This is a genomic window from Nocardia sp. NPDC004415 (assembly GCF_053602435.1).
Genome location: NZ_JBSGDP010000068.1, coordinates 19,435 through 32,564 on the forward strand (window position 1 = coordinate 19,435; position 13,130 = coordinate 32,564).

5 protein-coding genes are annotated in these 13,130 nt (G+C 72.1%); 1 reads left to right on the forward strand and 4 read right to left on the reverse strand.

Translation table 11 applies throughout. From position 1 onward, the window contains the following. Positions 1-31: 31 nt before the first annotated feature. From ACWEMY_RS25055 to ACWEMY_RS25070, 4 genes are all read right to left on the reverse strand, one after another. Positions 32-8,479: an amino acid adenylation domain-containing protein gene (locus ACWEMY_RS25055; RefSeq protein ID WP_452391972.1), complete on the reverse strand. Its 8,448-nt coding sequence runs from the start codon at positions 8,477-8,479 to the stop codon at positions 32-34. 168 nt (positions 8,480-8,647) lie between these two features. Then, positions 8,648-9,304, reverse strand: a complete 657-nt coding sequence (locus ACWEMY_RS25060; RefSeq protein WP_452391973.1) for an isochorismatase family protein — start codon at positions 9,302-9,304, stop codon at positions 8,648-8,650. A 31-nt stretch (positions 9,305-9,335) separates the two neighbouring features. Continuing rightward, positions 9,336-10,484 (reverse strand): isochorismate synthase, encoded by a 1,149-nt coding sequence (locus ACWEMY_RS25065; protein ID WP_375934903.1) that lies wholly within the window; start codon positions 10,482-10,484, stop codon positions 9,336-9,338. After that, positions 10,481-11,353 carry an SDR family oxidoreductase gene (locus ACWEMY_RS25070; protein ID WP_452391974.1) on the reverse strand — a complete coding sequence of 291 codons (873 nt, stop codon included), beginning with the start codon at positions 11,351-11,353 and terminating at the stop codon, positions 10,481-10,483. Before ACWEMY_RS25070 ends, ACWEMY_RS25065 begins: the two co-directional genes overlap by 4 nt. 87 nt (positions 11,354-11,440) lie before the next feature. Between ACWEMY_RS25070 and ACWEMY_RS25075 the strand changes: the two genes are divergently transcribed. Further along, on the forward strand, positions 11,441-13,096 hold the full coding sequence (locus tag ACWEMY_RS25075; RefSeq protein ID WP_452391975.1) for a (2,3-dihydroxybenzoyl)adenylate synthase: 1,656 nt from the start codon (positions 11,441-11,443) through the stop codon (positions 13,094-13,096). Positions 13,097-13,130 lie beyond the last annotated feature (34 nt).

Consider the following 13,130-nt stretch of genomic DNA (forward strand, 5'->3'; position numbering starts at 1 on the left):
TTGTTTCCTTCTTTCTATCCAGGTGGAAAGTTCAGGCGCGGATCGCGGGATCCGCGTCGATGAGCGCGGCGACCTCGGTCCAGCCGGTCGGCATCGCGATCTCGTTGTGGGTGTAGGGCAGTCGCCGGATCACCAGCTGCGCGCCCGCGGCCGCCCAGCCGGTGAGCTGGGCGTGCACGCGTTCGGGTTCCAGGCCGTTGTCCGCGCAGTACAGGGCCATCGGGCCGCTGTAGTCCGGGGACTCGGACTCGGTGACCATGCGCAGCAGCTCGGTCGCGGCATGGACCACCACGGCCGCCAATTCGGCCGGGTACTCGCCGATCTCGGGCACGAGCGCCTCCATGCCGGACGGGTCGGCCAGGGTGGCCGCGGCCCGGTCGGTCAGGTTCGACAGCGGGTGCGAGTCGAGCAGGCCCACATAGGCCACCTGCTCGCCCTCGGCCTCCAGGATGGCGGCCATCGAGTGGGCGATATTGCCGCCGAGGGAGTAGCCGAGCAGGTGGTAGGGGCCGTGCGGCTGGATGCGGCGCACGGCGTCGAGGTAGAAGCGGGCCAGGTCGTCGAGCGTGCGGGTCTGGGTGTCCGGTGCGGTGAGCTGGGGCATCTGCAGGCCGATGACCGGGCGGTCGGAGCGCAGCAGGCGGGCCAGCGGCGCGTATTTCCAGGCGGTGCCGCCGATCTGGTGGATGCAGAACAGCGGTGCGACCGAACCTTCGGCGCGCAGTTCCAGCACCGGTTCGAGGCGGCTGCCCAGGCTGGCCAGCCCGTCGACCGGCCGCTGCGCGCTGGGATCGACGGCGCCGATCCGGGCGGCGAGCGCGCGAGCCGTGGGCGCGGAGAAGACGTCGTCGAGGACGACCGGCAGCTCGGCCCTGGTCAGGCGCCCGACCAGGCGGACCGCGAGCAGCGAGTGCCCGCCCTGCTCGAAGAAGTCCTCGTCGGCGCCGATCTCGGCGAGCGAGAGCACCGCCGCCATGGCCTCCCGGATGGTGCCGATCAGGCTGTCGTCCTGCACGACGACCGCGGGCGCGGACACCGGGGCCGAGTCCGGCGCGGGCAGTTCCTGGCGGGCGATCTTCTCCGTCGCGGTGCGCGGGATGTGATCCAGGACCAGGAACGCCGACGGGATCATGTACGCGGGCAGGGCCGTTCGCAGTTGCTCGCGTACCGCGTCGGTGTCGAGGACGACGCCGGAGCGGGCGATGAGGTAGGCGACCAGGCGCTGGTCACCGGGGGTGTCCTCGCGCAGCAGCACGACGGCCTGGGCCACTCCGGCACACCCGAGCAGCGCCGATTCGATGTCGCCGAGTTCGATGCGCTGACCGCGCAGCTTCACCTGACTGTCGGTGCGGCCGACGTATTCCAGCTCGCCGCGCGGGTTTCGCTTCACCAGGTCGCCGGTGCGGTACATGCGGGTGCCCGCGCCGAACGGGTCGGCGACGAAGGCGGCCGCGGTCAGGTCCGGGCGGGCCAGGTAGCCGCGCGCGAGCCGGACACCGGTCATGTACAGCTCGCCGATGGTGCCGTCGGGGACCGGCCGCAGCTGGTCGTCGAGGATGCGCACGGCGTCGGCGGGGGCGCCCACGGGCACCGAAGTGGTGTCGGCGTCGGTGGTCTCGTGGAAGGTGAAGCCGATCGCGGCTTCGGTGGGACCGTAGAAGTTGTAGACGGCGGTGCCGGTGAGCGCGCGCATGCGCCGCGCTGTCGCGGGCGGCAGCACCTCGCCGCCGGTGAGGACGCAGCGCAGGTCGGTGCAGCCGGACAGGTCGGCCTCTTCGGCGAGCACGGTGAGCATCGAGGTGGTCATCCACATCGCGGTCACCCGTTCGCTGCTCATGAGCTGGGCCTGGTAGTAGGGGTCGCGGTGCCCGCCGGGGCGGGTCAGCACGATGCGCGCGCCGACGTGCAGCGGCAGGAACATCTCCATGAGGGAGGCGTCGAAGATCGGCGGGGTGCGGTAGAGCATGGTGTCGCCCGGGCCGAACCGGCGTTCGCGCTGCAGCCATTCGAAGGTGGAGATGATCGCCGCGTGCGACAGGCTCACCCCCTTGGGCACCCCGGTGGAGCCGGAGGTGAACAGCAGGCAGGCGATGTTCGACGGACGCAGCGGCGCGAGCCGGTCGGCGTCGGTGAGCGCGGTGTCGGCGAAACCGCTGGTGTCGGCCTCGTCGAGCGAGTACAGCACCAGCGCGGGGGCGGCGGTGCCGAGGACCTTCTCGATGCGCTGGGCGGGCTGTTCCGGGTCGATCGGCAGGTACACGCCACCGGCGCGGCAGACCGCGTGCGCGGTGACGACCGAGTCGATGGATCGCGGAAGGGCAACGGCCACCACGGTTTCGGGGCCGATCCCGCGCGCGACGAGCCAGCGGGCCAGGCGATTGGTCCTGGCCTCGAACTCGCGGAAATCGATGGTGACGCCCTCGGCGGTGATGGCGGGAGCCGACGGATCGACCGGGGTGCCCCAGACGGCGAGGGTGTCGCCCTGCGGGTCCGGCTGCTCGGTGGTCGGCTGTGCGTCGAGGGCCGCCGGGGTGAGCGGCTCGAGGAACTTCGCGGACACGGGGTCCTCGGCGGCGGTGACCGCGGTGAGGACCGCGCCGATCCGGTCGGAGATCCGGGCGAGCGTGGCGTCGTGGACGGCGGCGCGGTCGTACCAGATGACCAGGGTGAGCTGGTCGCCCGGCGGGGCGATCAGGGTCATCGGGTAGTGCGTGGTGCCGTGGTTGTGGAACTCGCCGCGCCGCAGCTCGTGCGAGTCCGGTTGCCCGGCACCGGCATTCGGGAAGTTCTCGAAGGCCACCAGGGTGTCGAAGAGCGTGCCGAGACCGGCGGCGCGTTCGATCTCCGCCAGCCCGGCGTAGTCGAATTCCTGCATGGCGAACTGGTCGGCCTGCAACTCGGCCCACTGCTCGAGCAGGGTGCGCGCGGGGTCGAAGGCGCAGCGCACCGGGACGGTGTTGGCGAACAGGCCGACCATTCCGGCCACGCCGGGCAGTTCGGCGGGCCTGCCGGAGACGGTGGCGCCGAACACCACATCGGTGTGGCCGGTGAGCGCGGCGAGCACCAGCGCCCAGGTGCCCTGCACCAGCGTGTTCACGGTCAGGCCGCGACGGCGGCCGAGTTCGGCCAGCGCCGTGGACAATTCGGCCGACAGCGGCACCTGCCACTGCCGGAACTCGCGCTCCTGGAAGGTGTCGGTGCGCACCAGCGTCGGCGCGGTCAGCCCGGCCAGCCGCTGGGACCAGGCGGTGCGGACCGCCGCGCGGTCACGGGTGCCGATCCAGGCCAGGTAGTCGCTGTAGGAGGCGGGCGAGGGCAGTTCGTCGCCGTGGTAGGTGGCCAGCACCTCGCGCAGCACGATCGGGGTGGACCAGCCGTCGATCACCAGGTGGTGGGTGTTGAGGACCAGGCGGTGCGCGTCGCCGGGCATGCGGATGAGCGTGGCGCGCAGCATGGGGGAGCGGTCGACGTCGAACCGGTGCCGGGTCGCCTCGAGCTCGAGCCGGTCGGCGGCGGCTTCGGCCGCGCGCCGCGGCAGACCGGACAGATCGACCTCGCGCCACGGCATCCCCACCGCGCGCGGAACCGCCTGCACCGGCTGGTCCAGGCCCGCGTAGTGGAAGGCCGCGGCCATGGTGGGATGACGGCCGACGACGGTGTCGAAGGCCGCCGACAGGCGGGGGCCGTCGAGCGGTCCGTGCAGGTCGACGCGGGCGCTGAGGGCGTAGACATCGTCGGCGCCGTCGCGGATCGCGTGGAACAGCAGCCCTTCCTGCAGCGGCGAGAGCGGCAGCAGTTCGGCCAGTGGGCCGTGCTGGGCCTCGAGCGTGTCGATGGTCTCCTGGGCGACGGCGAGGCCGGGGGCATCCGAGGGGGTGAGTCCACCGGGGAACAGCCGCGCGTGCGCGGCGAACGCCTCCAGCGCGAGCTCGAAGTGCCGCTGGACGGCCTCGACCTGCCGCGCGTCGAGAATCCGGCCCGCCGCGGTCCATTCCACGGCCAGCCGGGGCCCGGCGGCGGATTCGTGCACGAAGACATTGAGCGCGAGCACCTCGGTGAGCGCCTTCTCCGGCGGCTCGGTCACCGAGAACGGGTCGTGCTCGGGCAGGCTCCACGGCAGCGCGGAACCGCCGCCGAAGCGGCCGAGATAGTTGAGCAGCACCTCGGGCGAGCGCAGGCCGGTGAAGCGCGGCGCGGTCTCCGGGTCGAGCCTGCGCAGCACGCCGTAGCCGACACCGTTGCCGGGGACGGCCCGCTTGGCCTCCTTCACCGCGCGCAGCAGGCGTCCGGCCGCCGCGCCACCGGCGAGGGCTTCGGCGAGGCCGTCGGGGGTGTCGACACCGGTGGCGGGGGTCCAGACCGGGAACTCGCTGGTGAACCAGCCGATGGTGCCCGCGAAATCGGTGTCGGCACGCAGGGCTTCGCGCCCGTGGCCCTCGACGGCGACGGGCCTGCCCGGCTCCAGCGCCGCGCCCAGTTCGTGACGCCAGGCGTTGAGGGCCAGCACGAGCGCCGCCAGCAGCACGTCGTCGGTCTTGGCCCGGTAGGCGGTGGGCAGCGTGGACAGCAGGGCTTCGGAGATCTCGGGGGCGGCGAAAGTCCTTGTCCGCTCGGCACTCTCGACGAGGTCGATGGCCTTGTCGAGCGGGCGGTCACCGAGCGTGGTGACGGTGCCGTCGCCGAGGGCGTGCTCCCAGTGCGCCAGTTCCGCGCGGTGCTCGCCCGCGGTCCCGGCCTCGGCGAGCAGGGTGGCGTAGCGACGCCACGAGCTGCCCTTGGCCGACATCCGCGCCGGACGACCCTCCCGCGCGGCCGCGCACGCCTCGTGCAGCTCGGGGACGATGATCCGCCACGAGACACCGTCGACCACCAGGTGATTGCCCACCAGCACGAGCCGGTCGGCAACATCCGGTGCCGTGCGTACCAGGGCCGCGCGGATCTGCACACCCGTCGCGGGGTCGAGGCGGGCGGCGAGGTCGGCGCCGATCGTCGCGATGAGCGCGTCGATGTCGGCCGGGGCGGCGAGGTTGGCGGCGGAGGTGGTTTCGAGCACCAGGTCCGCGGCGCGCACCGTGCCCACGCCCGCGATCTCCAGCCCGTCGTCGGCGTCGAGGATCAGGCGCAGGGCGTCGTGGCGGTCGAGCAGGGTCTGCAGGCCGGTGGTGAGGTGGTCGAGGGTCAGGTCCTCGTGCAGGGTCAGGGCCGTCCACTGGGCGTAACCGGCGATGGCGGTGCGGCTGTCGTTGGCTTCGAGCAGGGCGCCGACCATGGGCGGGATCGGCACGGGGCCGGTCGCCTCGTCGGGAACCGGGGTGCCCGCCTGCTGGTCGGCCACCTCGGCGGCCGCGGCGATGGCGGCCAGATCACGTTGGGCCAGCAGGGTTTTCGGCGGTACCTCCCAGCCGAGCGCGCGCAGGCGGCTGCTCACGCCGATGGCGGTGATGCTGTCGCCGCCGAGGCCGAAGAAGTCGTCGGTGGCATGGACCTGGTCCAGGCCGAGCACCTCGGCGACCACCCCGCACAGTGCCCGCTCCTGTTCGGTGCGCGGCGCGCGCCCGCCGGAGGTGAGCTGCGGGGCGGGCAGGGCGGCCCGGTCGAGTTTGCCGTTGACGGTGGTCGGCAGGGCGTCGAGCACCACGAGCGCCGAGGGGACCAGATGGTCGGGGACCAGGGTGGTCAGCCGCTGACGCAGCTGGTCGGCGTCCAGGGAGCGGCCCGCCTCGGGGACCAGGTAGCCCACCAGCCGGGTGCTGTCACCGGACTTGCGGATGGTGGCAGCCGCGGCGGCCACCCCGGGCAGCGCGCCGAGGGAGGCTTCCACCTCGCCGAGTTCCACGCGGTAGCCGCGCACCTTGATCTGCTGATCGGCGCGGCCGAGGTAGTCGTAGCCGCCGTCGGGCAGCCTGCGCGCCCGGTCGCCGGTGCGGTACATGCGCTCGCCCTCGGCGAACGGATCGGCGACGAACCGGTCCGCGGTCACCGCGACCCGGCCCAGGTAGCCGCGCGCCAATTGCGGTCCGGCCAGATACAGTTCGCCGATCTCGCCGTCCGGGACGAGTTGCAGCGCGCCGTCGAGCAGGTAGGCGCGGGTGCCCGCCAGCGGCGGACCCACCTGCGGCAGTTCGCCGCTCACCGCCGCGCTCAGCGCGTCGACGGTGGCTTCGGTCGGGCCGTACATGTTGCGGGCGGCCACCCCGGAGGCCACGATGACCGACCACAGCGCGGGGGAGGTCGCCTCGCCACCGAGCAGCAGCAGCTCGGGACGGTGCGCGCTGCCGAGCAGGCCGTTGTCGATCAGCGCGGTCGCCATCGACGGGGTGGTGTCGACCACGTCGATGCCGTCGGCGACGAAGGCGGCGATCTGCGCGGCGGCATCCTTCTGGATGTCGGTGTCGTACAGGTGGATCCGGTGCCCGCACCACAGCCACAGCAGCTGATCCAGCGCCGCGTCGAAGGCGAAGGAGTAGGTGTGCGAGACGTGCAGCTGCCGTCCGCCCACGCGCGCGGCGGTGTCGGCGTAGACGGTCGAGCGGTGGTGGTGCAGCAGCTGGGCCATCGCCCCGCAGGAGATCTGCACACCCTTGGGCTTGCCGGTGGAGCCGGAGGTGTACACGACGTAGGCCAGGTGCGCGGGCGAGCGCGGCGCGGCGAGTTCGGCGGTGGTCAGCGGGCCCTCGGCCAGTGCGGCGACGGACTCGCCGATCACGCTGTCCGACAGGCGGACCAGGATCGCGGCACGGTCGGGGAAGACCGTGTCGGCGATGGCGTCGTCGGTGAGGATCAGCGCCGGTGCGGCGTCGTCGACGATGTCGGCGAGGCGCTGGGCGGGGTGGTTGGTGTCGAGGATCAGGTAGGCCGCGCCCGCGTGCCGCACGGCCAGCAGGGCGACGACCAGTTCCACGGTGCGCGGCAGCGCGATACCGACGATGTCCTCGGGGCCGACACCGCGGCCGCGCAGGTAGCGGGCCAGGCGGTGGACGCGGGCGCCGAGTTCGGCGGCGGTGAGGCGATGGGCGCCGTCGACGAGCACGACATCGTCGCGGCGCGCGGCGATCATGGCGTCGAAGACCTCGACCGCGTCCTCGGGCACGCCGGGCAGCGTCGCACCGGCGCGGTCGGCGGCGGACTCGTGCGGGTACAGGGTGATCGCGCCGATCGGCTTGTCCGCCGCGTCCACGAGTTCGGTGATGAGCGCGACCAGCGCGTCCATCCGGCGCCGCGCGGTGGCCGCGTCCAGCGACCGCGCGTCGACCTCGAAGCCGAGCTGGATGCGGTCCTCCGACAGCGGGGTGACGGTCAGGCCCAGATCCTCCGGCGGGCCACCCGCGACATTGCGCAGGGTGCCGGTGGCGCCGTCGAAATCGAGGGCGAAGTCGAAAGCCTTGAGGTTGATGCCGATGCCGTGCAGCAGCGCGCCGGTCTGCGCGCCGCCGAACTCGCGGGCCAGGTCCTCACCGCGGAAGCGCTGGTGCGAGCGCATCTCCCGCAGCGCGTCGGCCACCCGCTTGCCCAGGTCGCCGAGGCGGTCCTGGCTCGACACCGGCACCCGCAGCGGCAGCACGTTGACCGCCATCGACGGCGTGGTGAGCGCGGTCTTGCCCACGCGCGCCATCACCGGCAGCGCGATGACCACGTCGGTCTCGCCGAGCAGCCGGTGCACGAAACCCACGTATCCGGCCACGAGCACGTCGGCCCAGGTGATGCCCGCCGTGGTGGCCGCGGTCTTCACCCGCTCCACCAGTTCGGCGTCGAGCACGGCACGCACCTCGTGGGTCCGCTCGACCACGCCCTCGGGCGCGCGGCCGCGACCGTCCAGCGGCGGCAGCGGGGTGAGCCGGTCGCGCCAGTAGTCGCGGTCGTGCCGATGTGCTTCGCTGGCACGGTATTCCAGGTCTTCGGCGACCAGGGTCTCGATCGAGCCCCAGCGCAGGCGCGGCACTTCGGCGTCGCGGCGCAGCGCGGTGTAGTGGGCGGCGACGCGGCGCGAGACCATGGCCGCGCTGTAGCCGTCGATGATCAGGTGGTGGTAGAGCTGGATGCACCACACGTCGCTGTCGGTCAGGCGCAGCAGGGTGTAGGTGTAGAGCTGGCGGTCGACCATGGCGCGGCAATAGGTGGCCGAGCGTTCGCGTTCGGCGGCGACGAGCCGGTGCGCGGCGGCGAACGGGTCGGCCTCGCCACGCAGATCCACCAGCGGGCGCAGTTCGGGTTCGTGATCGGTGAGGTGCTGGCGCGGGCCGTCGGAGGTCTCGGCGAATCGCAGGCGCATGGTGTCGGTTTCGGCGACGGTGCGGCGGATCGCGGTGTCGAGCAGGGCCACATCGATCGGTTCCGGCCCGGAGATCTCGAGTACCTCGCCGACCATGTAGCTGAGCGAGTCGGGGTCGAGGCGCTGGGCGTTCCAGATGCCCAATTGTGCTCCGGTGAGCGGCAATCCGGGATGTTCGGCGCTCACGTCGTCCCGTTTCACCGAGCTCACAGCAACTCCTCCATCAACGTACGCACCCCTCCCACGCGTGTGCCGGGCTCGAGCCGAGCCCGGCGGGACGTAGGTTTGGGTAGGTTAGCCTAAGTTTGAAACGAATAGCGGATTGTGTTCCGCGTCACCGGGACCCCGCCGGGCGTGGTCACCGGTGACGCGAGCCGGTCAGGCGTCGGCTTCGATACGGGCTGTCGCCAGCTGCCGCAGCAGGTCGTCGGTGCTGGTCACCGCGCCGCAGCGCCGGGCGACGTAGTTCAGCGCCATCACGTGCTCGTCGCGGCTGAAGTCCGCGGTCGCGTCGTGCACGAGGAACGGGCGCACATCGCCCATGAACGCCTCGGCGGCACTGAGCATGCAGCCCATGTGCGTGTAGACGCCGGTGACCAGCAGCTGGTCGCGCTGGTAGTAGCCGAGCAGTTCGCGCAGGTCGGTGCGCTGGAACGCCGAGTAGCGCCACTTGGTGACCTGGATGTCCTGCGGTTCGGGCGCCAGGGCGTTGATCACCTGGGTGTCGGCGCCCTCGGCCATGCCGCTGCCCCAGAAGTCGGCGAGAATGCCGCGCCGGGAGGGGTGCTGGTTGCCCGGCTGCATCGTGTAGATCACCGGGATGTCGAGTTCGTGGCAGCGATCGCGCAGCCGGGCGATGTTCGCGATCAGGGTGCGGGCGGGATCGCGATTCAGGTCGTAGGCGTCGAGGAAGTACTGCTGCATGTCGTGGATCAGCAGCGCGCAGCGCCCGGGTTCGGCGGTCCAGTCGACTTGGTCGGCGGTGAACTCGTCGGCACCGGGCATCGGATAGGGCGCGATCGGGGGGATAGGCATGACGTTCTCTCGTTCGGATGGAAAGTCGGTGTCAGCCGACGGTGACGGGCAGGTCCGCGATACCGAGCGGACCGAGGATGCGCTGGAACTTGCCGGTGGTCTCGGCCAGTTCGGCGGCCGGATCGGACGCGGCGACGATGCCGCCGCCCGCGTGCGCGAGCAGGGTGGTGCCGTCGTCGGAGAGTTCGGCGCAGCGGATGCTCACCATCCACTCGCCGTTGCCGTCGGCGTCGCACCAGCCGACAGCGCCCGCGTAGAAGCCGCGTTCGCCTTCCAGCTCGGCGATCAGACGCGCGGCGGCGCCGGTCGGGGTGCCGCAGATGGCGGGGGTGGGGTGCAGGGCCACCGCGAGTTCCAGCGCGGAGGGTCCGGCCAGCGGCACGGTCGCCGAGATGGGCGTGCCCAGATGCCACATCGCCGGGGTGGAGGTGAGTTCCGCCGCGGGCGTGACGACCTCGGCGCACCGATCGCTGAGCACGGCCGAGACCTGGTCGACGACATAGCGGTGTTCGGCCTGGTCCTTGGCCGAGGTGAGCAGGGCGTCGGCGGCGCGGCGGTCGGCCGCGGCGTCGTCGAGGATGCGGCGGGTGGACCCGGCCAGCGGATGACTCAGCACCTCGTTGCCGGTGCGGCGCACCAGGATCTCCGGGCTGGCGCCCACGAGGTGACGGCCGGGATATCGCCCACCGGCGGCGGACAGGTCGACCAGGAAGCCGTTGGACTGCGGGTCGGAGGCGACCATCAGATCCAGGATGTCCAGCGCGCGCACGGGCGTCGGTGAGACCGCGCGCAGAGCCCTGGCCAGCACCACCTTGCGCACCGGATGCGCCGGGCTGCCGAGCAGTTCGACGGCGGTGGCGACCCGGCGCTGGTGTTCGGCCGGGGCGGGCACGGCTTCGTCGAGCTCGAAGCCGGGCACCGCGACGTGCGGCCGGGGCAGGTACGGCGAGTCGGTGACGGTGACCGAATCCGGCGCCCACAGCGCGGTCGGCGCGCCGGGGGTGAAGGGCAGTGCGCCGACGATATGGCTGATCCGCCCGCTGCGCAGCGCGGTCACGGCGTCGTGCGCCGACCGGAAGACCGTCCCGCCCGCGGACGCGGAGACGGTCCGATGCGGACGGGATAGGACGAAAGCGGGGTCTGAACTGTCGGTACTGATGGTGATCACCCTTTCGGTCACATATCTAGCGTTGCGCCACCGTCGACCCGCAGGTCATGCATGGTGATGTGGCGGGCGCCGTCGGACGCCAGGAAGTGGACGGCCGAGGCGATGTCGTCGGGAGCGGCGATGCGGCGCAGCGGGATTCCGAGCCGGTAGGCTGCCGGGTCGCCGTCGAGCAGCGCGGTGTGGGCGGTCTCGTCGATGGCGTCGCCGCCGAACATGCCGCGCAGCATGGCGGTGTCGGTGGACCCGGGGGAGACCACATTGACCCGCACGCCCAGCGGCGCGACCTGCAGGGCCAGCGACCGGGTGAACGCGGTGGCGGCGGCCTTGGCGGCGCCGTAGGCGGCCATGCCGACGCGGGGGGTGGCCGCGGCGTTGGAGGAGACCACGACGATCGCGCCGGTCCCCGCGGCGGCCATGTCGGTGGCGGCGCGCTGGGTGACCAGCATGGTTCCGGTGGCGTTCACGGTGAGACAGCGGGTCCAGTCGGCCGGGTCGAGCTCGAGTGGGGTGCCTCCGGCCAGGATGCCCGCGGCGTGCACCAGCACCTCGACGGTGCCGTGCTCGGCGGTGAGCCGGTCGAAGGCAGCGCCCACCGCGTCGGGGTCGGTGATGTCGACGGTAACGCCGTGCACCGCCGCGCGCCGCTCGATCAGTGTTGCGGCGCTTACACTTCCGCTCCTCGGCGCGGGGGTGGCATCATCGGATCGAAGGGTGTGCGTCGCGCTCGCGATCACCGCGGCGGTCTCGTGCACTGCCGGATCGAGGTCCCACAGCGACACCACCCGGTCCTGGGCCGCGAATCGCGCGGCCACCGCGGCGCCGATACCCCCGGCGGCGCCGGTGACGACGACGATCCGCCCACTGGAATCACCATTAGACATGAGGTTAGCCTAACCTGAATCTATGGTCGGTTGGTTAGCTTCCCTCATAACCTCCGGCAGCAATACCGCGATATCCGCTGGAAAGAGGTGCTCGACTTGACCGATCCCGTACTCCCCGGTTTCTCCGCATGGCCCGCTGACCTGGCGCGACGTTACCGTGACGAAAATCTCTGGACCGGTGAGACATTCGGCGCGGTTCTCGCCGCGCGCGCGGCCGACACGCCGGAGCGGATCGCGGTTCTCGACCCCGCCACCCAGTGGACCTACCACCAGCTCCGCCACCGCGCGCGCTCGCTCGCGACCGGCCTGGCCCGCCTGGGGATCACCCCCGGCGACCGGGTACTGGTGCAGCTGCCCAACCGCGCCGAGTTCGTCGAGGTGATCTTCGCGCTGTTCGAACTCGGTGCGCTGCCGGTGTTCTGCCTGCCAGCCCACCGCGCCGGCGAGCTGGTGCCGATCGCGAAGGCCGCCGCCGCGACCGCGATGATCACCAGCGGCGTGCACCAGCGCTTCGACTACGCCGCGCTGGCCGAGTCGGTGCGCGCGGAGGTACCCGGCCTGCGCCACGTGTTGCTCGTCCTCGACGAGGGCCGGACCGCACCGGAGGGCACCCACGACATCGCCGAATTCCGGGACGAGCCCAGCGATCTGCCGGGCCCGAACGCCGCTGACGTCGCGTTCCTGCAGCTGTCCGGCGGCAGCACCGGCATACCCAAGCTGATCGCGCGCACCCACGACGACTACCTCTACAGCGTGCGCCGCAGCGCCGAGATCTGCGAACTCGGCAGCGACACGGTCTATCTCGCGACGCTGCCGGTCGCGCACAACTTCCCGATGAGCTCGCCGGGCATCCTCGGCGCGCTGTGGGCCGGTGGCGCGGTGGCGCTGACGCCCGATCCCACACCCGCCACGGCCTTCCCGCTGATCGAGCGGTTCGGGGTCACCATCACCGGCCTGGTGCCGCCGCTGGCACGGCTGTGGACCGAACGGGCCGAGGCGGGTGACACTCCCGATCTGTCCAGCCTGCGGGTGGTCCAGGTGGGTGGCGCGCGCTGCCAGGACGAACTGGCCCGCCGGATCGGCCCCGCGCTCGGGGTCACCCTGCAGCAGGTGTTCGGCATGGCCGAGGGCCTGGTCTGCTACACCCGCCTCGACGATCCGATCGACGTGGTGGTGAGCACCCAGGGCAGGCCGATGTCGGAATTCGACCAGATCGCCGTGGTCGACGACGACGGTACCGAGGTGGCGCCGGGCGCGCAGGGCAATCTGATCACCCAGGGCCCGTACACGATTCGCGGCTACTACGACAATCCCGAGGCCGATGCCCGCAGCTTCACCCCGCAGGGCTGGTACCGCACCGGCGACATCGTCGCGGTGCGGCCCGACGGCAATCTGGTGGTCGCCGGACGCGCCGGTGACTGGGTGAACCGTGGTGGCGAGAAGGTGTCGGCCGAGGAGCTGGAGGCACACCTGCTCGAACATCCCGAGGTGCGCGACGCCGTCATCGTCGGCACGCCCGATCCCGTTCTCGGACAGCGCATCTGCGCGTTCGTCCAGCCGGTGGACCCGGCGCGGCGGCCCACCCTGATCACGGTGCGCAAGTTCGTGCGCGAGCGTGGCGTCGCGGCCTGGAAGATGCCCGACGCGGTGGTCGTGGTCGAGCAGTTCCCCGAGACCGGCGTCGGCAAGACCAGCCGCAAGGAACTGCGGCAGCTGCTGGCCGAGGGCGCGCACGGGAACTGACCCCGCCGGGGGTGGCGTGCCGGGCACGCCACCC